This is a genomic window from Pseudoalteromonas arctica A 37-1-2 (genome assembly GCF_000238395.3).
Classification (GTDB): domain Bacteria; phylum Pseudomonadota; class Gammaproteobacteria; order Enterobacterales; family Alteromonadaceae; genus Pseudoalteromonas; species Pseudoalteromonas arctica.
In genome coordinates this window covers 3158821-3179328 of record NZ_CP011025.1, presented here as the reverse complement: position 1 = coordinate 3179328, position 20508 = coordinate 3158821, and the positions used below count along the sequence as shown (strand labels likewise).

The 20508-nt window shown below is 40.4% G+C and carries 17 protein-coding genes; 7 read left to right on the top strand and 10 right to left on the bottom strand.

Translation table 11 applies throughout. The features are described 5' to 3' along the window. Window positions 1–151: 151 nt before the first annotated feature. A complete protein-coding gene (locus PARC_RS14345) occupies window positions 152–1483 on the top strand; it encodes an outer membrane protein transport protein (protein WP_010554882.1) in 1332 nt (443 codons plus the stop codon). Between the two features lie 113 nt (window positions 1484–1596). Here the strand turns inward: PARC_RS14345 and PARC_RS14340 are convergent, their stop codons facing one another. The 3 genes from PARC_RS14340 to pepA form a co-directional block, all read right to left on the bottom strand. Then, window positions 1597–4452, bottom strand: a complete 2856-nt coding sequence (locus tag PARC_RS14340) for a valine--tRNA ligase (protein ID WP_010554881.1) — start codon at window positions 4450–4452, stop codon at window positions 1597–1599. A gap of 53 nt (window positions 4453–4505) precedes the next feature. Further along, a complete protein-coding gene (locus tag PARC_RS14335; protein ID WP_010554880.1) occupies window positions 4506–4952 on the bottom strand; it encodes a DNA polymerase III subunit chi in 447 nt (148 codons plus the stop codon). A gap of 150 nt (window positions 4953–5102) precedes the next feature. Continuing rightward, the gene (gene pepA, locus PARC_RS14330; RefSeq protein ID WP_007587283.1) at window positions 5103–6614 is read right to left on the bottom strand and encodes a leucyl aminopeptidase; all 1512 of its coding nucleotides are present in this window, start codon (window positions 6612–6614) and stop codon (window positions 5103–5105) included. 309 nt (window positions 6615–6923) lie between these two features. On the opposite strand from pepA, the gene lptF reads away from it, so the two are divergent. Next, on the top strand, window positions 6924–8036 hold the full coding sequence (gene lptF / locus PARC_RS14325; protein ID WP_007587281.1) for an LPS export ABC transporter permease LptF: 1113 nt from the start codon (window positions 6924–6926) through the stop codon (window positions 8034–8036). Next, window positions 8033–9100, top strand: coding sequence for an LPS export ABC transporter permease LptG (lptG, locus tag PARC_RS14320; protein WP_007587278.1), 1068 nt, complete (start codon window positions 8033–8035; stop codon window positions 9098–9100). Before lptF ends, lptG begins: the two co-directional genes overlap by 4 nt. A gap of 102 nt (window positions 9101–9202) precedes the next feature. On the opposite strand, the gene PARC_RS14315 is transcribed toward lptG, so the two are convergent. The 4 genes from PARC_RS14315 to PARC_RS14300 form a co-directional block, all read right to left on the bottom strand. Continuing rightward, window positions 9203–9703 (bottom strand): RDD family protein, encoded by a 501-nt coding sequence (locus PARC_RS14315; RefSeq protein WP_007587274.1) that lies wholly within the window; start codon window positions 9701–9703, stop codon window positions 9203–9205. Window positions 9704–9874: 171 nt separating this feature from the next. Further along, entirely contained in the window at window positions 9875–10639 is a 765-nt protein-coding gene (locus tag PARC_RS14310; protein ID WP_010554879.1) for a DUF6515 family protein, read from the bottom strand. Between the two features lie 378 nt (window positions 10640–11017). Beyond that, window positions 11018–11275: a hypothetical protein gene (locus PARC_RS14305; protein WP_010554878.1), complete on the bottom strand. Its 258-nt coding sequence runs from the start codon at window positions 11273–11275 to the stop codon at window positions 11018–11020. A gap of 396 nt (window positions 11276–11671) precedes the next feature. After that, the gene (locus tag PARC_RS14300; RefSeq protein WP_010554877.1) at window positions 11672–12811 is read right to left on the bottom strand and encodes an alkene reductase; all 1140 of its coding nucleotides are present in this window, start codon (window positions 12809–12811) and stop codon (window positions 11672–11674) included. A gap of 80 nt (window positions 12812–12891) precedes the next feature. Here PARC_RS14300 and PARC_RS14295 point away from each other — a divergent pair, with 80 nt between their 5' ends. From PARC_RS14295 to PARC_RS14285, 3 genes are all read left to right on the top strand, one after another. Then, window positions 12892–13809, top strand: coding sequence for a LysR family transcriptional regulator (locus PARC_RS14295; protein WP_202820785.1), 918 nt, complete (start codon window positions 12892–12894; stop codon window positions 13807–13809). A gap of 133 nt (window positions 13810–13942) precedes the next feature. After that, window positions 13943–14071, top strand: a complete 129-nt coding sequence (locus PARC_RS21940; RefSeq protein ID WP_269435551.1) for a hypothetical protein — start codon at window positions 13943–13945, stop codon at window positions 14069–14071. Between the two features lie 273 nt (window positions 14072–14344). Next, complete coding sequence (locus PARC_RS14285; RefSeq protein ID WP_010555531.1) at window positions 14345–15358, top strand: IS110 family RNA-guided transposase; 1014 nt, start codon at window positions 14345–14347, stop codon at window positions 15356–15358. 418 nt (window positions 15359–15776) lie between these two features. Here the strand turns inward: PARC_RS14285 and PARC_RS14280 are convergent, their stop codons facing one another. Together PARC_RS14280 and PARC_RS14275 are read right to left on the bottom strand one after the other, a co-directional pair. Further along, a complete protein-coding gene (locus tag PARC_RS14280; protein WP_010554626.1) occupies window positions 15777–16634 on the bottom strand; it encodes an MBL fold metallo-hydrolase in 858 nt (285 codons plus the stop codon). 201 nt (window positions 16635–16835) lie between these two features. After that, window positions 16836–18719 carry a propionyl-CoA synthetase gene (locus PARC_RS14275; RefSeq protein WP_010554625.1) on the bottom strand — a complete coding sequence of 628 codons (1884 nt, stop codon included), beginning with the start codon at window positions 18717–18719 and terminating at the stop codon, window positions 16836–16838. Window positions 18720–18905: 186 nt separating this feature from the next. Between PARC_RS14275 and PARC_RS14270 the strand changes: the two genes are divergently transcribed. Continuing rightward, window positions 18906–19307, top strand: coding sequence for a nucleotide triphosphate diphosphatase NUDT15 (locus PARC_RS14270; RefSeq protein ID WP_024589726.1), 402 nt, complete (start codon window positions 18906–18908; stop codon window positions 19305–19307). Here PARC_RS14270 and PARC_RS14265 read toward each other — a convergent pair whose 3' ends face one another. Next, on the bottom strand, window positions 19308–20405 hold the full coding sequence (locus tag PARC_RS14265; RefSeq protein WP_010554624.1) for a polysaccharide lyase family 7 protein: 1098 nt from the start codon (window positions 20403–20405) through the stop codon (window positions 19308–19310). It lies immediately after the preceding gene. Window positions 20406–20508 lie beyond the last annotated feature (103 nt).

Below are 20508 nucleotides of genomic sequence, written 5' to 3'. Positions count from 1 at the left end.
TGTTAAAATGTCGTTAAAAAACATGTTTTTTACTGTCTTTTGACGTATTCATAGAGTTTTTTACAAAAAATTAAGGTAGTGTAATCACGTTTTAAATCCTAATAACAACACACATAGTACCCAGACAGTCAGTTTGGTTAAGGACTCAACAATGAAATTTTCTAAAACCCTTATTGCAGCTTCGCTTGCATTTGTTTCAGCTGATAGCTTTTCAGCTGCGTTTCAATTATCAGAGCAAAATGCATCGGGTTTAGGCCGTGCATACGCTGGTGAAGCTTCTATCGCAGACGACGCGTCTGTAGTTGCTCGTAACCCTGCACTAATGACTTTATTTAAAGACAAGCAACTAAGTGTTGCAGCTATTGGTGTAATTCCAGATGTAAGTATTGAAGGCGAAAGTACTAATAACGGTATTGACCCAAGTGCATTAGACGACGACAGCATTGCACCAAGTGCTGTAGTACCTGCTATTTACTATACTATGCCTTACAACGATAAAGTATCGATTGGTTTTGGTGCATTTTCTAACTTTGGTTTATCTACAGAGTTTAACGATGAATACGTTGCTGGCCAAATTGCTGGCGAAACAGAAATCTTTACTGTTAACCTTAATGCAAGCGTTGCTTATAAAGTAACTGAGCAATTCAGCTTTGGTATTGGTTTAAACGCTATTTATGCAGAGGCTAAAATCATACGTAAATTTGGTGGTCATACACCTGCAAATATTCAAGCTGGAATAGATCAATTAACTCAAGCTGGTATTCTTCCTGAGGATTATAGCATTTCTGCTTCAGCTGATGCTGTTAATCTTGAAGGTGATGACGTGGGCTATGGATTAAATATAGGCTTAATGTATCAACTTGATGAAAACAGTCGTTTTGGTTTTAACTACCGCAGCGAAACTGATATTACATTTGATGGTGAGTACTCTAATGAGTTACCAGAATTTATTGGTGGTCGCAAAGGGCAATCTGAATTACCAGGCTCTGTAGATATTACACTACCAGCTATTGCTGAGTTTTCTGGCTCGCATCAGTTAGACGAGAAAACAGGTCTTCACTATAGTGTATTATGGACAGGCTGGAGCAGCTTTGAATCACTAGAAGCACAAGTAACGTTACCAACAGGTGATAAGTTTGTTGCGTTTGAAAAGCAAGAGCAGTTTGATGACTCTTTCAGATACTCTGTAGGTGCTGATTACCAATACAACGAAGATTTACTACTTCGTGCCGGTGTTGCATTTGATGAGTCTCCAGTATCGCAAACACACCTTTCTATCTCTATTCCAGATACAGATCGCTTTTGGTTCTCGTTTGGCGGTAACTACACAATTGATCAAAACTCTAACGTTGATCTTGGTGTAAGTATCATCCGTGGTAAAACACAAACGTTCACAGAAGCTGATGACTCGGGCAGCCAGTGGGGCTTCGAATCTAAAGGCCACGCGGTATTACTTGGCGCTCAGTACAACTACAAGTTTTAATGTAGAAGTGTCTTGTGGTTAATCACAGGGCACAAAAAAGCCGCTCACTTTAATTAAAGTGAGCGGCTTTTTTAATGCCTATTAAATAGTGTTAATAGGCATAATAACTAAAATTATAAGCTTTCTATTTTAGTTTTTTGCTCAAGTAGCTTAGTTTTAGCATCGCTAAATTCAGCCAGTTTTGCATTTTCTTTAGCAAGTACCGCTTCAGGTGCGTTGTTTACAAACTTTTCGTTAGCAAGTTTGTTTTGCACTTGTGCTAGGCCTTTTTCTGCTTTTTCGAGTTGCTTATTAATACGCGAAAGCTCGGCTTCCACATCAATTAAGCCCGCCATTGGGATCATGATCTCAAGGTTGCCAACATAAGACGTGGCACATGCAGGTGCCCCGTCTTTGTTTTCAAGCATTGTAAACTCTTCAATTTTTGCAAGTGATGCTAAAAATGATTTGTTTTCTTCAATGCGTCGCACGTCGTCGCTCGATGCATTAGCAAGTAATACGCTAAGTGGTTTACTTGGACTAATATCCATTTCACCACGAATATTACGAATAGCTAAAATGAATTGTTTAACCCACTCCAAGTCATCCATCGCTTTAGCATCAACGCTTGCTTCATTATATACAGGGAACGGCTGAACCATAATGCTGGTGTTTGCTGTTTCAAGGCCTGCAAGTGGTGCAACACGCTGCCAAATAGTTTCAGTGATGTATGGCATCATTGGGTGCATTAAACGCAGTAAGCTTTCAAGCACGGTAATAAGTGTATTACGTGTACCACGTTGCTGCGCTTCATTACCTTTAAATAATACCGGCTTAGTTAGCTCTAAGTACCAATCACAAAACTGGTTCCAAGTGAATTCGTAAAGCGTGTTAGCAGCTAAGTCAAAACGGTAGTTATCTAAATGCTCTGTGTAGGTTTTAACGGTTGCTTCATATTGACCTAAAATCCAGCGGTCAGCTAATGAAAGCTCCGTTTGAGCACCGTTTGCAAAACCACAGTCTTGCTCTTCTGTATTCATTAATACGTAACGGCTCGCGTTCCATAATTTGTTACAGAAGTTACGGTAACCTTCAAGGCGGTTCATATCCCAGTTAATATCACGACCGGTAGATGCCATTGCAGCAAGGGTAAAGCGAAGGGCGTCGGTGCCGTGTGCTTCAATACCGCCTGCAAATACTTTACGCGTATCTTTTTCGATTTTAGCGGCAAGTTTTGGCTGCATCATGTTACCAGTACGTTTTTGTACTAGGTCTTCAAGTTCAATGCCGTCAATCATGTCTAGTGGGTCAAGTACGTTACCTTTTGACTTAGACATTTTATCGCCATTGTCGTCACGTATTAAGCCAGTTACATATACGGTTTTAAACGGAACTTGTGGTTTGCCATTTTCGTCTTTTACAAAGTGCAGCGTCATCATAATCATGCGTGCAACCCAGAAGAAAATAATATCAAAACCAGTTACCAACACGTCAGACGGGTGGAAGGTTTTTAAATCATCGGTATTTTCTGGCCAACCTTGTGTAGAGAAAGTCCAAAGCGCTGATGAGAACCACGTATCAAGTACGTCTTCGTCTTGGCTTAGCGTTACGTTATCTGCAATGTTGTTTTCACGGCGTACTTCAGCTTCGTCGCGACCAACAAATACGTTACCTTCATTGTCGTACCAAGCTGGGATACGATGACCCCACCAAAGCTGGCGTGAAATACACCAATCTTGTACGTCGTTCATCCACGAGAAGTACATGTTTTCGTATTGCTTAGGTACAAATTGAATATCGCCGTTTTTAACAGCGTCTTTTGCCGGTTCAGCAAGTGGTGCAACACGTACATACCATTGATCGGTAAGTAGTGGCTCAATTACAACACCAGAGCGATCGCCGTAAGGAACCGTTAAACCATGGTCTTCAATTTTTTCAAGTAGGCCTAGTTCTTCAAATTCAGCCACAATCGCTTTACGCGCTGCAAAACGATCAAGCCCGCGCAAGCGCTCAGGAATTGGCGCATCAAACTCAAGCTCTTTACCGTCAAAGGTGTATGTTTCACCTTGGTTTAAAATAGCGGCGTCTTTATCGAAAATGTTTATCATCGGCATTTGATGACGCTTGCCCACTTCGTTATCGTTAAAGTCGTGCGCTGGGGTTATTTTTACACAGCCCGTGCCTTTATCTTTATCGGCATGTTCGTCAGCAACAATTTTAATACGACGATTAACGATAGGTAATAAAATCTCTTTACCGATTAAATCTATGTAGCGTTCGTCATCAGGGTTTACTGCAACACCCGAGTCGCCAAGCATGGTTTCTGGACGAGTTGTTGCTACTACTATGTAGTCTTTTCCGTCTTGCGTTGTAACGCCATCAGCTAGTGGGTAACGTAAGTTCCACATGTGGCCTTTTTTGTCTTTGTTTTCAACTTCAAGATCAGAAATAGCAGTGTGTAATTTAGGATCCCAGTTTACTAGGCGTTTACCACGGTAAATTAGGTTTTCTTTGTGAAGGCGTACAAACACTTCTTTAACAGCTTCAGATAAACCATCATCCATGGTAAAGCGTTCACGATCCCAATCAACCGATGCGCCAAGGCGACGAAGCTGCTTGGTAATAGTGCCGCCCGATTCTTTTTTCCATTCCCAGATTTTATTAATAAAATCTTCGCGGCCCAAATCGTGGCGTGTTTTGCCTTCTTCGGCATGCAGTTTGCGCTCAACTAACATTTGCGTTGCAATACCTGCGTGGTCAGTACCTACTTGCCATAATGTGTTGTTACCTTGCATACGTTTAAAACGCGTTAGGGTATCCATTATTGTATCTTGGAAGGCGTGGCCCATGTGTAAGCTACCAGTGACATTTGGCGGCGGGATCATAATTGAATATGGTACGCCTTTGCCAGATGGCTTAAAGTAGCCTTTTTGTTCCCAGTCTTGATATAGAGACTGTTCAATATCTTGCGGATTGTAGGTTTTATCCATTACACAGAACCTTAAATAAGTACTTAAATTAGTTGGTTAGTTTGCCTGATTGGCTAGCTATTAATATCTTGCGTGGTGAGATTGGCACCGAGTTGGCGTAGCTTTTTAAAACGCTCGCGGGCTGCTTGTTTAGCAGCTGGTTCTACGGGTACAAAATCAAAAACTTGGTTAAACCGACGAATGTAATCCGGTAATTGAGTAGCCAAGTTAATTAAAACTTTACGATTGCCAACAGGTGGCGTAATACCAATTTCTACAGGTGCGCCGCCTTTAGGGCCTTCACCTTGTAAATTATGTGGCACAAAACTATCTGGATCGAATGCCCAAATTATTTCATCAATGGCACAGGCTGCTTCGTTATCGTTAACACAAATAAACACACGCTGCCCATTTCGATACTGATCGGCCGCAATTTGAGCAGCCAAAGCAAAATGATCGTCAGCCTGGGCTTTAGACTCATCTTGTTGCTTTAGAACGAAAAATTTAGCGTTCATGTTCATTGTATCGGGGTTTCCCATGACATTGAATGCATACCAAATTGATATACATAAATTAAGAGGCAGATTTTGCCATATAACGGGGTTTGCTTCAATTAATACACAAATAAATAAGGCGCCAAACGGCGCCTTATAAGTAGTTAAACAGTGTGTTTAATCTTGAGCGGCTTCACTTACGCCAGCTCTATTTAATAAATACTGAGTAAGCATTGGAACAGGACGGCCCGTTGCGCCTTTTTTAGCGCCACTGCGCCACGCTGTACCGGCAACATCTAAATGGGCCCAATGATACTTTTTAGTAAATTTAGACAAGAAACATGCCGCAGTAATAGTACCCGCAGAGCGTCCACCTAAGTTTGTAAAGTCAGCAAATGGGCTCTCTAGCTGATCTTGATAGTCATCCCATAACGGTAACTGCCATGCACGGTCGCCACTTTGCTCAGACGCTTTTAATAAATCGTGTGCAAGTGGGTTATGGTTTGATAGTAAACCAGTCGCATGCGCGCCAAGGGCTACAATACAAGCGCCAGTAAGTGTTGCTACGTCAATAACCGTATCCGGGTTAAAGCGTTCAACGTACGTTAGTGCGTCGCACAACACTAAACGACCTTCAGCGTCGGTGTTTAACACTTCAACTGTTTGCCCTGACATTGTTGTTAAAATATCACCCGGGCGATACGCGTTTGAGCCAGGCATGTTTTCACAACCAGCTAAAACACCAATAACGTTAATTGGCAATTGCATTTGTGCAAGTGCACGCATTGCACCAATAACACCTGCAGCGCCGCCCATGTCGTATTTCATTTCGTCCATGCCTTCGCCTGGTTTTAATGAAATACCGCCTGAGTCAAACGTTAAGCCTTTACCAACAAGTACAATAGGGGCTTGGTCGTCAGCGGCGCCTTTGTAGTTAATAATCGACATAATTGATTCGTTATCACTACCTCGGCCAACAGCTAGATAAGAATTCATACCTAGTTCTGCCATTTGCTTTTCGCCAATAATATCAACAGTGATGTTGTCAAAATTAGTTGCCAACTCTTGTGCTTGCTCGCCTAAGTACACTGGGTTACAAATATTTGGTGGCATATTAGCCACGTCTTTACACAGCTTACTACCTGCAGCAATGGCTAAACCATGCTCAATGGCACTTTCGCCAATAGTTAGTTCGCGTCGTGTTGGTACGTTAAACACCATTTTACGAAGTGGACGACGAGGGTCTACTTTTTTACTTTTTAATTGGTTAAACGTATATAAGCAATCTTGCGTTGTTTCTACTGCTTGACGAACTTTCCAGTAAGTGTCGCGACCTTTAACGTGTTGCTCTGTTAAAAAGCAGACTGCTTCCATAGAGCCTGTTTCGTTTAAAGTATTAATAGTTTTAGAAATAATTTGTTTATATTGCTTATCATCAAGCTCGCGCTCTTTACCACAACCTACAAGCAATATGCGCTCGCTTAATACATTGGGTACATGATGCAATAATAAAACTTGGCCTGGCTTACCTTCTAAGTCGCCACGGCGAAGTAAATTAGAGATATAGCCATCACTAATTTTATCGAGTTGTTCACCAATGGGGGATAACCTACGTGGCTCGTAAACGCCAACCACAATACATGCGCTGCGCTGTTTTTCTGGGCTACCACTTTTTACGTTAAATTCCATTGTCACTCCTGATTTTGAGTCATTTAAGTTAGTAAGTTGGGGCTAAAAAAGTATTTTCTAGTCTTATCTACGTAACTTATGTAAGGATAATTCTTATTTTAGCTGATTTTGCTAGACTCTTACTGTGTAATTGAACTTTATATGCTTAAGGGCTACTAATGCAACATTATATCGTGCACTTAGGTAGGATAATTAAATTTGATGGCTTATAATAATAGCCTATTTGCCGGTATTAATTGGGTAAAATAGCTATTTAACTATTCAATTCTCACTATCGTAGTGAAATTCCATGTTTAACAGGGGCGAGCATTGCTAATTTTCCGTTATTTGACCGCTGAGGTTTTAAAATCGCAGGTCGCCGTATTTTTAACTTTAATGACAATATTTTTGTCACAAAAGTTAGTTGGTATTTTAGGTGATGCCTCTGAGGGCAGCATTCCTGCTAAATTAGTGCTATCGATGATTGCACTAAAGCTTCCACAACTGGCCTCGCTAATACTTCCGCTGAGTATATTTTTAGGCATTATTTTGGCTTACAGCCGTATTTACGCCGATAGCGAAATGACCGTCCTTAAAGCCTGTGGCGTAAGTGAATGGTATGTTGTGCGCGTAACGCTTATATCAAGCGTTGGGCTTGCCATATTAGCCGCTGCATTGACTATGTATATAGCGCCGTGGGCAAGCGAGCAAGAGTATCAATTAAAAGAACAAGCCAAAGCCGATGCGGGGTTATCTGCACTCAGAGCTGGGCGGTTCCAAGAAACCGGTAACGAAAAAGCCGTGGTGTTTATTCATAATATTGAAAAAGGCGGCAAAGAGCTTAATAAGGTATTTGTTGCACAGTTACCTGATAGCGAAAAAGGCAATCTAGCGCGCTTAGTATATGCACAGCAAGGTGTTGTGGTTGAAGCCGTAAATGGTGAGCAACAGCTAGTACTAACAGACGGTAAACGTTACGAAACAGACGGCACAACGCCTGCACTTAATTTAACAGAATTTGATGGTTACAGCGTACAAATACGAGAACAAGAAATAGAGCATCAACGCCGTAAATTAGAGGCTGTGCCAACTAACCAATTATTGGCTATAAACACTCCTGAATCTATTGCTCAATGGCAATGGCGACTCGCTATTCCGTTATCAATCCCGCTACTTACCTTACTGGCAGTGCCACTAAGTGTGGTTAATCCTCGCCAAGGTAAATTTGCAAAACTAGTGCCTGCTATTAGCTTGTACTTAGGCTACTTTATTTTACTAAATGCCGCTAAATTTGCAGTTGAAGATGGCAAAATCCCGCCTTCAATCGGCTTGTGGTGGATTCATCTAAGTGCCTTGTTTATAGGTGGGTTATTAATTATAAAAGGGCGACCACTGGGCGCTTGGCTTAAAGCCGTAGTAACTAAGCGGGAGTTAGGCTCATGATGAAAACGCTTGATTGGTATTTAGGCCGCAGTATTTTACAAACTACCGGCTTTGCATTGTTGGTACTTGTTGGTATTAGCACCTTAATTAAATTTATCGACCAGTTAAAGTCGGTAGGGCGCGGCAGTTACGACTTAATGACTGCAATGCTTTACACGCTTTACACAATACCTGGCGATTTAGTGGTGTTTTTTCCGATGGCTGCGCTAATTGGTGGCTTAACGGGTTTGGGGGCACTTGCCTCAAACAGTGAGCTGGTAGTGATGCAAGCCGCTGGTATGTCGCGCTTACAAATAATTGGTTCAGTGATGAAAACGGCCATATTTATGGCTGTATGCATGATGGCACTTGGCGAATGGGGTGCACCTGAAGCGCAATTACACGCTAAAGAAATGCGAAACCAAGCAATACATGGCGGCGATGTGTTTAATACACAAAAAGGTGTATGGGCTAAAGACGGCAATAATTTTATTAATATTGAAGATGTTGATGAAAACGGCAGGCTCAACGGGGTACACATGTACCACTTTGATAAATCGTTAGAGCTTACCCAAATTACTAAAGCAAGAGATGCACTAAGCCGAAAAGAAGGCTGGCTACTTCGTGACGTAAATAAGGTTATTATTACTAGCGAAAAAACCACAACAGAGCAATTACCAGAAGAGTTTTACCCTTCGCAACTCACAGCTGAAAAGTTAGGGGTTGTTTCGGTAAAACCGGAGTCACTTTCATTTACTGGGCTTTGGTCGTATTTAAGTTACTTAGAGCAAAACGAACAAGACACAAGTACCTACGAGCTTGCTCTATGGCGTAAGTTGATGCAGCCAGTATCTGTTGCGGTAATGCTGCTGGTGGCGCTCTCGTTTATATTTGGCCCGCTGCGTACCGTTACTATGGGCGCACGTATTATTATGGGTGTTGTAACGGGGATCGTGTTTCACTTAACTAATGAAATATTTGGCCCTGTCGTTATGGTTTACCAAATACCTGCCATTATAGGGGCGGTATTGCCCAGTATTATATTTATAGGCTTTGCGACATATTTGATGAATAAACGGGTATAGATTTACCTATTCAAAGTATTAAAAAGGGTGACCACTGGTCACCCTTTTTGCTTTTTAATTACTGCTTAATTACCGCTTAACTCACGATTCGAAAAGTTGGTATTAATCAAGCTCACTATAAATACGTCTGTTTTCTTCTTTAGTAAGTGCAATAACTTCTGTTTTAGAGATGTAATCTTGCAGTGCTTTTTTGTTTTTAAAATCTACTAACACCACCAAATTACCTAAACCGAGTAAAGCGCTAACGCTGCGGATAATTGATTGCGGCCAGCTAATTAAATTACCCTCAAGAGTTTGTACTTTTAAACGCCATGCACGCATGCCAATGGTTTGCCCGCTTTTAGTCCAAAAGTAGCCAAAAAATACTAAGGTAACAATAATTAAAAGAGCGGTACGAATACCCGAAAGAAGATTTGAATTTTGAATAAAGGCAGATACATCCTCTGCGCCATTTAAACTAATTACATCGAGAGAAATAAGCCCTTGTACTGCAAATAAATACAGCACTACAGTTAACATCGCAAACGCAATAATGGCTAACGTATCGTAAACTAACGACGCAAAACGGCGCCAAAAACCAGCACGTGGAAACTCACCCGACATAAATACACTCTCACTATTAATATGCGAGCTAGTTTAGCAAAAAAGCTTACAAATACTAAGACATGTTAATGCTTAGAGAGGGAATTGATTTTATTGCTTTAAGTTACTACCTACAGGGGAAATGAAAAAGACCCTGCTATTGGTAGCAAGGTCTTTTAATTTATAGCGGATTTAACCTAGCTTTATAGCAAGGTATTTTATGTCGTCACCACTTATTTGCGGTAAAAAATAAATATCGCCGTATTTAAAATACTGCTGCGAGTTAATTATTACGGCCTGTGCTGCCTGAGGCAATGAATCGTAAGTTTGGCCCAAGCTATAATCATTCACATTACCCACTTTTATTGCCTGATTAAGACGGGTTGGTGGCTCATCAACCACTGTATAACCGTCATTATTTGCGACGTAATACACGTTTTGATATGTGTAGTAGGTGGTATTGTGATGCTTAAAATGCCTGTAATTTCTTGGTAGCGTATTTATACGCAGGCCTCTAGGTGGCGTAACTACATGGTAGCCTCTTTTAGCTTTACGGTAGTAAAGGCCGTCGTTAAACGTAAACGAAATACCATTAAATCTAATCGATGCGCTATTGCGTGGTAAATGGTTTATAAATCGATTTTGTCTGTAAGCGACTGAATTATTATGGTTTGTTAAGTAGTTATATTTGCGCTGGTTGTAGCGGTATTGTTCACGCTTTTCCTGCTTGTACTTAGCAAGTTTACGTTTTTCTTGTTTACGGTCTTCTCGTTTTTCTTTTTTATGCTCAATACGCTGCTTTTTTTCATGGCGGCGTTCATCGCGTTTATATTCAACACGTTTGTAGTGGTCACGTTTAAAGCTTTTATCATTCTCTCGCTCGTTTTGTGCTCCAAGCGCAGAGCCTGATACTGCGCCAATGGCGAGCAGTGCAGGTAGTAAAAAAGTAAGTTTCATAGTATTGCCTCGTTTATGTTTTTACATAACTGGGTTCAATACTAGCGGTTCAAACTGAATGTTAACTGACATACAACAGCAAACGGAGCTATGCTTACAGCTTTTTACATTTTACTGACGGTTCTTGACATAATCTCTAGTTTTTGACGATTTTTAAGGGTAATTCTGTTCTTTTTAAGGGGGGGTATTACGAGAGATATTTTAATAATACTGCTATTAAATTATATATTTGGACTTTTTTGTTGTGTTTAGAAAACGTTATTTTCGTGCATTTTAGATGGGAAAATACCAATAATAGAGCTTAAATGGTGTAAAAAGCTAAGTTTGCGGCGCGTTGTTTATTGCCGCAAACATGACTTTATATTTTAAAGTACGCATTTATCTTTTAATAAATTTAAGGCTAGGGTGATACGTTATGACATTAACTTTAACAAATGCTGTGTTATTAACGTTTCTTTTAACAACTTTAACGGGAACGTACTTGATTACCTTAGTTTGGTTAATTTTTTTCAGTTCTCGTTTTAGCTGAACCTTTTTATATTCTTGCTTTGTATATCTATCATGTGGTGCTGCAAATGCAGAACTAGATAAAGTGCCAATAACTAATAGTGCAGGTAGTATAAATGTAAGTTTCATAATATTGCCTCGTTTGTGGTTAACATGGCTAGTATTGACGTTTGAAACTGAATGCCAACTGCATGCAGGGCAACTGTAGGGAGGCTTTACACCCCTTTACTTATCTTTACTATTCTTGACGCTAATACCAATCCGCAGTAATACTTAATCAATTTGAGAGATTCAATCTAACGCTCACTCTATTAAAAAATGACTGATATATGGCTGCATAAATGCAGAAGGTAGGGCAATGAAAGAGCAATTGTCGAGAACAACTAATAACAAATTCAGCAGTGTTATCAACACCGTTTTCTTACCTCAGAACAGGTAGCTTAATTAAGCTACCTGTTATAAAACCGTATCGGTTCTATACCAATACCAATCCTTATCCCATATATCGTTTAGAGTTTAGGTTGGCTACTTTTGATAAAAAGGATAATCGCTATAACCGACTTCAGTACCGCCATACATAGTGGCTGCATCGGCCTCGTTAAACGTCCAATTATTCGCTATACGCTCTGGTAAATCAGGGTTAGCTATAAATGGGCGACCAAACGCAAATAAGTCACCGTAACCTTCACCTAAAATACGTACCGCTTTTTCTACTGTGTATTTACCAGCATAAATGATGCGACCTGAAAATTCAGCTCGTACTGCTTTATAAAATTCTTGTGGTAAATCAGGAGCATTTTCCCAATCAGCTTCCGCTATTGATAAGTAAGCAATACCTGCTTGCTCAAGCACTTTAACGGCTTGTACATAAGTATGATGAGGGTTTGATTCAACAAGTCCTAGATACACTCGTGTTTCATCTGTACTTTCAAATAAAGGAGCAAAGCGAACACCTAAACGATCAGAGCCTACAACGTCACTTACCGCTTCAACTATCTCTTTTAAAAAGCGCAGGCGATTACTAAGCGTTCCACCGTATTGATCGTCACGGTTATTAGTATGTTCAGAAATAAACTGATTAACTAAATACCCGTTAGCACAATGAAGCTCTACGCCATCAAAGCCTGCTTCTAGAGCATTACGTGCAGCTTGCGCATACATGTTTACCAGTTCGCCAACTTCAGTTGTTGTTAGTGCACGAGGCTCACTTGGGTCAGCCAATGCGCCTTCACCAGGTGCGGTTTCAATAAATACTTTTACATTGTCAGCCATAATATCTGAAGGACCAACCGGTTTACCTGAATTTGGTTGTAGCGTGGTGTGCGATACGCGCCCTACATGCCAAAGCTGAGCAAAAATAACGCCGCCTTTAGCGTGTACGGCTTTTGTTACTTTTTTCCAGCCTTCAATTTGTGCTTGCGAGTGAATACCTGGGGTCCAAGCGTAGCCTTGACCACGAGGCTCTATTTGCGTGCCTTCGGTAACCATAAAACCAGCCGATGCTCGCTGCGCATAATACTCAGCCATTAATTCATTAGGAATATTACCAGGCTGAGTGCTGCGAGAGCGAGTAAGAGGTGGCATCACAATACGGTTTTTAAGTGTAAAAGGGCCAAGCTCAATTGATGAGAATAAAGGGGCGGTATTAACTAATTCTGATTTCATTTTAAATTCTCTTATAAAGCAAACAAAGGCTTAAATAGTGGTTAAGCAACATTGGCAGCATAGAGATTTAAAGATACAATTTGAAACAACACTTTTTTGTGCAGCATACAATTATGAATGGTATTAGTCGGCTCGATATAAAACAGTTGAGAGTACTCAGTAGCTTATTAGAATTGCGAAATCTTTCGCAAGTAGCCAAAAAAATGGGGTTAACGCAACAAGCTATTAGTGAGCAACTACGAAAACTACGAGACTTATTTGACGATCGCTTGTTTATTCGCCAAGGCAATAACATGGTTGCTACTCCTAAAGCGCAAGGACTCAAGGCACCTGTTAATCATATTTTAAAGCAATTAGAATCGTTACTAGAGCCCGAGCTTTTTAGTCCGCAAACTTATAAAGGTGTGTTTACCATAAGCGCAACCGACTACGCCACGCAGGCTTTACTACCGCAATTATTTAATATTCCCCGCCGCGAAGCGCCAGGTTTAAAGCTGATAGTGCGCGACTTTGCATCCGACAACGTTAATCAACTTATAACGGCCGGTGAGCTTGATTTGCTGATAAGCTTTCCAGAATTTATACCCGATAATCTTTCTTATATCACTTTGTTTGAAGAACAGCATTTGTGTATTACCGGTATAGGTAACACTACTTACACTGAGCCTTTGAGTTTGGCGCAATTTGCAAAGCATTCACAGCTAGTGGTGTCGCCATCGCGCGCTAATTTGCGCGGATCGCACGATCAGTGGTTTGAAAGCCAGGGGCTAAAACGTAATATCGTAATGTCGGTACCGAGTTTTTCAGCAGTGCCCGACATTTTACATACAACCGATATGTTAGCGTTTTACCCATCAAGATTATTACCAAATAGCAAAGTTAAACAGCTAAAAATAGAAGCTCTGCCTCCTACATTTAAAGTAATAGCCGCATGGCATCCGCGTACCAATAACAGCCCAATTCATAAATGGTTGATAGAGCAATTACAAAATTTATAACGATGTAAAACATCTAAAGTGATTACTTTTTACTGTTAAATTAATAACCCAACATTTAGATTAAATCATTTAACCCCTCCTTAACCCTCGCCCTAATAAACTGCTCGTAATGGTATGAATTAGGCATAGTTAAATGGTTTATTTTAAAAAGCACTCAACCGGTTTTTTATTTGCACTTAGTTGCACGCTTGCTGCGTGTAGTAGTCAGCCAAGCTATCAAGGTAATGGCATATTGCACAGCGAGATCTCTATAAGTAAATAGCAGCGTACAAACGGATACGCCACACACTGCTAATAACACAAATAAGCCCGCCAATATTGGCTACGGTTTAGGGGGGGAGTTAAGCGAAAAAATAATAAAACAACACGGTTGGGTATACGAAGTAAACGACATGCTAGGGCGTTATGAAGTGGTGGTCGATTTTAGTTAATATGCTTTTTTTTAATACTTAACCTGATGTAATGGTCTCCTCCCTATACGGCATCTATGTGCCATGATTAAAGTGGTTACAATAATCAAAGGGAGAAGACCAAAATGAAGATTACAACAATTGGTTTAGACATAGCAAAAAGATTTTTCCATGTGGTGTGCTGCAATGAACAAGGGCGCTTAGTTAAAAAGAAAATGTTAAAGCGTGCGCAAGTGTTATCTTTTTTCCAACAACACACTACGTGTTTAGTTGCTTTAGAGGCCTGTGCAACTTCTCATTTTTGGGCTCGAGAAATCAGAAAATGTGGTCATGAGATAAAGCTTATTCCACCTCAGCATGTAAAAGCCTTCTTAGTTGGCAATAAAAATGATTATAACGATGCTTTAGCAATTAGCGTTGCTTCAAAACAACATCATATTAAGAGTGTCTGTATAAAATCAGTTGAGCAACAAGATAACCAAGCACAGCACAAAGCGAGAGAGTTAGCGGTCAGACAAAGAACGGCACTATGCAATCAAATCCGAGGCTTAACTGCTGAATACGGAATTATTTTAAATCAGGGTGTAAACACAATACGCAAAAGTATCCCCCTAATTTTAGAAGATGAAAATACCGGATTATCAGGCGCATTTAAAGCGGTACTAAAGCAGTTAGAAACACAATTGAGTAACTTAGACAGCTGCATTGAAACTTACAGTACATTAATAGTTGAAACAGCAAAAAATAATGATATTTGCCAACGGATCCAAACAATACCTGGATTTGGTCCTATGGTATCAAGCGCCTATTTCAATGAAGTTGGAAATGGCAGTAACTATAAAAGAGGCCGCGATGTTTCAGCGTCTTTAGGTATCGTTCCGCGTCAACACAGTAGTGGCGGAAAAGATACTTTACTTGGGATAAGTAAGCGAGGAAATAGCTACTTAAGGTGCCTGTTGATCCAAGGAGCAAAAGCTGTTGTCTCAAGAGCAAAAACGAAGAATGATAAATTAAGTCAATGGATAAACCGACTGGTTCAAACTCGAGGGCATAATCGAGCATGTGTAGCTTATGCCAACAAGATGGCGAGAATGGCTTGGGCTATTAGCGCTTCAGGTGAGAGTTACTCACCCGTATAAATACTCTTCAAAGAATTGCGTAAGTGGCTAAAACGATGACATAACAGGTCAAACCTGCATATTGAAAACCTATAGAGTTCAGTGGTAGTAAATACCGATAACCTGATCAGGACAATATGCGCGGATTACATCAAGGTCAGAAGTAATAATCTTCACTAAAAGACCGTATATATGACAGCAAACCTGTCCCTGCTATCGTTGAATGACACCTTGCAATACTGGAGGAGACCATATATGAACTCTGGTTACTTAGATTTGAAATATAAAAACCGCGCTAGGACATTGTAAAGGTGGTTTATATGGCGTTTGACGTCTATTTAACTAATTAATAGGTACATTGGTACTGCGTTAAATACGCCAATACCAATGCTTATAATATTGAGTTTAGAGCTCAGAGCTTAGTCCGCTGAGTTCAAACTTATAAATCGCTGCGCCAACCCATACCAGACTCTTCCATTAAACGCTCGTACACGCCTTCTATGTTAAGCGGTAACCATGCATCAAACTGTTTAAAGTCACTAAATTGGTCTAATTTTACATTTTGTTTAATTTCGTCAAGTGTATTACCGGCTAAAACGCCTGCGGTTACTTGGCTATACAAAAGCTCTAAATAACTTAAGTAACGCGCTACATCTGCTTTACTGCCGATATCGGCATGACCACCTACAAAAGTATCAAAGTCATATTTGAGTACCGCTTGGGTTGAGTTAATCATGCCTTGAATATCGTAACTCCACAGTTTTTGCCACGGCATTCTGCCAATAACAATCCAATCAACTACAAATAACGTTTTTTGCTTTTCGAATAATATACTAACCGAACCACGACCATCGTTTGGACCGTGGTAGTTAAGCTTTACTGTGGAATCACCAAGGGTAAGTAGTAGCTCATCATCAAAAGTAAGGCTGGGCGTTACTGTTTTCATTTGTGTGTTTTTAATATCTTGCGCAGCGAGTTTATTCGCTATAAAAGTGGTGTGCGGGCTTTTAAATACCTCGGCGCCGTAAATATGATCGCTATGATTATGGCTATAAATTACATATTTTACAGGCACGTTAAAGCGAGTTTTAATTTGCTCGTTTAACCATGTGGCGGCTTTTTTATTAAGTGGGTCGGTAACAATTGCGCCCTCAGGAGTGATTAAAAATACTGAGCGGTGTCTGTCGTCTATAAAGCGGTGTAAGCCGTCCCCTAAGTCTTCTATTTCATAGGCTTGTGTGGCAAAGCCTATAAATAATAGGGCTGTAGTTAATAGTTTTTGTAGCAAGCGGGGCATACACCATTCCTTTTAAAATTGATTAAATTAATAACGCTATTAAAAGAAGAAAGCATAAAGCTGTAAAAAATTTCAGTTGCTAGTTAAATTAAAACTTAAAACTTAAAACTTAAGCCTAAACCTAAACCTAAGTAAAAGGATCAAATATAAGGATGAAATAAAAAGCCATTATAAAAATGGCTTTAGATAGGTTGGTTGGGTTTATCTTTGTGTTAGTTGTTGGTTTATTTCTTCAAAGATACTGGCATCATCTATGGTTGAAGGTATTTGTAGCTCTTCGCCATCAACTAGTTGACGTAAATTTTTACGCAGTATTTTACCCGAGCGTGTTTTGGGCAACCTATCTACGCTAACTATATTTTTAAGGCACGCAATAGCGCCAATCTGATTACGAACACTTAAAACAAGCGCTTGTTCTACGTCGGTACTTGAGCCCATAAAATCATTTTTAAGCACGATCATTCCCATAGGGAGTTGCCCTTTTAGGGGATCGTTCACGCCAAAAACAGCGCATTCAGCAACAGCAGGGTGCGCGGCTACTATCTCTTCCATTTCGCCGGTAGAAAGCCTATGCCCTGCTACATTTATAACGTCGTCGGTTCTGCCCATAATAAATAGGTAGCCGTCTTCATCAATATAACCACCATCGCCAGATAAATAATAACCTTCGTATTCATTTAGGTAGCTTGCTTTAAAACGCGAGGTATCTTGCCAAATTGTTGGTAGGCAACCTGGTGGAAGTGGCAGTTTAATTACCACGGCGCCTTGCTCGTTAGCTGCGCATTCATTGCCATCCATATCTAATATTCGCACGTCAAAACCTGGAGTAGGGACGGTAGAACTACCAGGTTTTGTTGCTAAGTACTCAAGCCCTACAGGGTTACAAGCAATAGCCCAGCCGGTTTCGGTTTGCCACCAATGATCGAGCACTGGCAGTTTGGTTTTTTCTTTAAGCCACTCGTAAGTGGGAGGATCTAACCGCTCGCCTGCTAAAAACAAACGTTTTAAGCTAGAGGTATCGTATTGATTAAAACCATCGGCATTTGGGTCTTCTTTTTTAATCGCTCTAAATGCAGTGGGGGCACTAAATAATGCATTTACTTTATATTCTTCAACCACGCGCCAAAATGCACTGGCATCGGGCGTTTTAACCGGTTTACCTTCATATAATACGGTCGCGCAGCGATACATTAGCGGTGCGTAAACTATATAAGAGTGCCCAACTACCCAGCCAATGTCAGACGCTGCCCAAAATACGTCGCCGGGCTTCATACCATAAACGGTTGCCATGCTGTATTGCATTGCCACCGCGTGACCGCCATTTTCGCGTACTACGCCTTTGGGTGTGCCTGTCGTGCCTGAGGTATATAAAATATAAAGCGGATCGTCACCATTTACAGGCACCGGATCTGCGCTTGCAGCCGTTTGCATTGCCTGAGTCCAATCTATGTCTCGTTTAGGCTCAAGAGTGGCCCTGACTTGTGGACGCTGATAAATAACGCAGTGCTCTACTTTGTGCGCAGCAAGCTCTATTGCGTTATCAATAAGTGGTTTGTATTCAATAACGCTGTTTACTTCAACACCGCATGAGGCGCTCAGTATAAGTTTAGGCTTGGCATCATCAATGCGTACAGCCAATTCGTGTGCAGCAAAACCACCAAATACCACCGAATGAATAGCACCAAGACGAGCGCACGCCAACATACCAATAACCGCCTGTGGGATCATTGGCATATAAATAACAACGCGGTCGCCTTTTGTAACACCTAACGATTGTATGACGCCTGCAAATTTAGCAACTTCTTGTTGTAGTTGTGAGTAGCTATAAGTTTGCTTTGTATTAGTGACTGGGGAGTCGTAAATCAGTGCAGTTTGCTCGCCAAATCCGGCAATAACGTGTTGGTCTAGCGCTAAAAAACTGGTGTTTAATTGCCCGTCGCTAAACCAATGATAAAGCCCGTCGTCGTCTTGTGTGTATGCTTTTGTGGGGGTTTTATACCACGGAATATTTTTACTTTGTTCGAGCCAAAATTGGGCTGGGTTTTGCTTAAAGGCATTATATTGCTGTTTATATTTGCCTGACATGTAAGGCTCCTAAAGCTAAATTTGTGTGTGAGAGACCTTACAAAATGTAGGCTTTTTTTAGCAAGCAAGCTATTCGACCTTGGTCGGCTAAAAGTTAATCAATATACTGGTTTTAAAAATACAAAATTGACAATACAAAGCGTGTGGTTCAGCATGGCAGGCAGTAAAAATAAGAGAAAATACGATATGAGTAACGTAGTAAGAGTTGGTGTGGCGGTTATCATAAAGCATCAAAACACAATTTTACTAGGTGAGCGCATTGGCGCGCATGGTGCTAATACATGGGCAACACCTGGTGGACATTTAGAGTTTGGTGAAAGTGTTGAGCAATGTGCAATACGAGAAGTGTTTGAAGAAACAGGTTTAAAGGTAAGTAAAATTACTAAGCTTGATTTTACCAATGATATTTTTACAGCAGAGAACAAGCACTATATTACGTTGTATGTAAAAGCTGACTTTGAAGGCGGAGAGCCTGAGCTTAAAGAGCCTAATAAATGTTTAAAGTGGCGCTGGTGCGATATTAATAATCTACCAACGCCATTGTTTACATCACTAAAAAATTACTTATCTGAGGCTGTACTAGCCTAGTTATTTTGTTGGCGGTGTCGCTGGGCTTAACTCTAGTTTACTAAAGCTTACTTGAGCGTAATCGCCATTTTGTTTATCTGTAGTCCAATCGCCAGTACCTAAACATGCGGCATACCAACGACCTGGAGCGTCTTTGGTACTACATTGATTGTATGCACCGGCTTTGAAGTAATTAGAATCACCAGCATAACCAAGGGGATGATCTTTTTTGTCTACTTTGCCATAAGCATCAACGTTATTAGCAAGATTTATCGAGTAATTTACGTCTGGCTTACCTTCTGCAGTGAACGTTAAATACATTGTATTTTTATATACATTTATTGTGTAGCTAAAATCTTCACCTAACGCAATACCTTCAGAACCAGGTTCATTAGGATTTTCCCATGTGTTACCCCATACAGGGTAAGCAATGTCTGTACGGTCAGGATCTGCTTTTGGTAAGTTTCGCTCGTAGTTCCAAAATACAGAGCCTGTTTTATGGTTTGGCCATTTCTTATAGTATATTTTAAGTGGTTCATTACCCCAGCCAAATCCAGAATTTTCTGCGACAAGAGCTTTGTTCTTTTCTGCATGTATTTGCCCAACTACAACAGAAAATGCAGCATCTCTATCTGAGTTTTTAGCTCTTAATGCAACATGGTCTACTTTTAATGTAGCCTGCATTTTTCCGCCTTCAGCACCAAACTTTTCAGCTAAAGGATGAGCAGCCAACGCAAAGTTATTACCCGGGTTATTTGTTTTAATTTTAGTATTTGATCCCCGGATCATTTGTCTCAGTTCGCTACGGGTATTGGTAGAGTTAGCGCTTGTAAGTGCTTTATTAGGAGAGGTAAATACCATGTAGCCTTTTTCATCAAGGTAGAAAAAATCAGGGTGTGCGTAAGTCTGAATTTCTTCTACATCTATTTCATCAATTTTACCGTCGTTGTTTAAATCTACTGGTACATTTATTTTCCAGTGTGATAAATCAAACTTTGTTGCAGGTACCGGCGCATCGCTTTGCTGATTAGTGCTTTGGGTACTTGAACAAGCGGTAAAAAGTAAAGGGGTGATAACGGCTAAAGCCGTAAGTTTAAATGTGGATGTATTTTTTATCATTATTGTCTCTGTGTGATGAAGTAAAAATTGTGCGGTACAGGCATCGCTTAATCTCAATCTAGCATACCAATTTAACAATTAAAACTTACCAATTAGTGAAATT